At 44.0% G+C, this 1,378-nt stretch carries 1 protein-coding gene; it reads right to left on the minus strand.

The window, feature by feature from the left end; translation table 11 throughout:
• Positions 1-1,277 (minus strand): IS3 family transposase gene (locus tag C6Y45_RS17175; RefSeq protein WP_425427882.1). Its coding sequence is split into 2 segments (ribosomal slippage), with 1,278 coding nucleotides annotated over them: positions 1-896 and positions 896-1,277; the frame shifts between segments, so codons are not numbered across the junction. This gene is flagged as partial in the annotation.
• Positions 1,278-1,378: the final 101 nt, after the last annotated feature.

A 1,378-nucleotide genomic window follows, 5' to 3' on the forward strand; every position in this document is an offset into this window, starting at 1 on the left:
GTTCCATTGATATCTATGGTGATTATAGTACGTCATATATTGCTTCATTTCCTTATGTAGATCTTGTAATGTTAGACAGGATGGGAGGGAGGTTTCGTCTTTCAGGTGTCCAAAGAAGGATTCGATGGGGGCATTGTCCCAACAATTGCCCCTTCGGGACATGGACTGCCGTAGTCCAAATTGTTTCACCATTTTTTGAAATTGCGGATGGGTATAGTGAACTCCTTGATCGGAATGAAGAAGGGAATCTTCCTGCTTTTTAAACCGTTTGTTTTTCTTTAATTTTTTGAGGGTGTCTGTGGCTAATTCTATCGTCATTCGGTCCGACACCTGGTAAGCCAGAGCTTCCCCGCTCGACCCATCCAATATCACCGATAAATAAGCTCTGGAATTTTTTCCGTAGGTCAGGTACGTAATGTCTGTTAAGAGGACTTTCCCTGGTCTGCCTTGATTAAATTGGCGCTCCAGCAGGTTAGGTACCACTGAATGTTCCTGGGTGGCCTTCATCAGACGTCTGTAGGGATTCGCCTTCCGGAAAGGGCAGATGATGTTGTACTTCTTCATGATTCGTCGGATTCTTTTCAAGTTATAGGTCATCTTAAATAGACCCGCCAATGTCATTTTAATTTGACGCGCGCCTTTCTTGCGATTCTTATGGCAGAAGGCTTTGAGGATGATATGTTTCAGGGCTTCATCCCCTGCTTCTCTTTGATTTCTACGCTCTTGAGACTCGGAAGAGAAGTAGTTATAATAACCACTTCTGGAAACGCCTGCGACCCTGCAAAGATACCTCACCATGTTTTGGAGCTTGTATTTCTTGATGACGGAACGAATGAGCAGGAACTTTTGACCCGGAGGAAGGATTACTTCTTTCGCCCCCTTTCCGCGAACCGAATCTTTTTTAACAGTTCATTTTCCGCCTGGAGGAGGTTAATTTGTGCTTCTAATCGAACGTTCTTTTCCCGAAGGGACAAGCTTCGTTCTCCCGTTCTCCCGGTACGACCTTTTCTTGTATCATGCAGCCCCAACACGCCGTTCTTTTGATAAGCGGCTTCCCATCTCTTTCTGGCGGAACGAATCCGTTCCATCCCAAGGATCTCTGCATCCAATTCCGCCTCTTCAAAGATCTGTCTGGAGAACTTGCCTTTCTCCCTTTCCGCGATAAACAGCTGTTTAAAGTCCTCGGTGTAGGTAATTCCTTTAGCACTGACAGCTTTCACGTACGGATTAAGGGATAATTGGTTGATTTCTTTCTCTGTGAATGTTTTTTTCGTCATGATCTTCTCCCCGATCTTTACTCATTATCTATTTCTCATTATACAAAAAAGTACCCTATAGGTAGACTTTTTAATGTGTCTACTCTATAGGGTACACTTTA

This window comes from Alkalicoccus saliphilus, assembly GCF_003044065.1.
Taxonomy (GTDB): domain Bacteria; phylum Bacillota; class Bacilli; order Bacillales; family Salisediminibacteriaceae; genus Alkalicoccus; species Alkalicoccus saliphilus.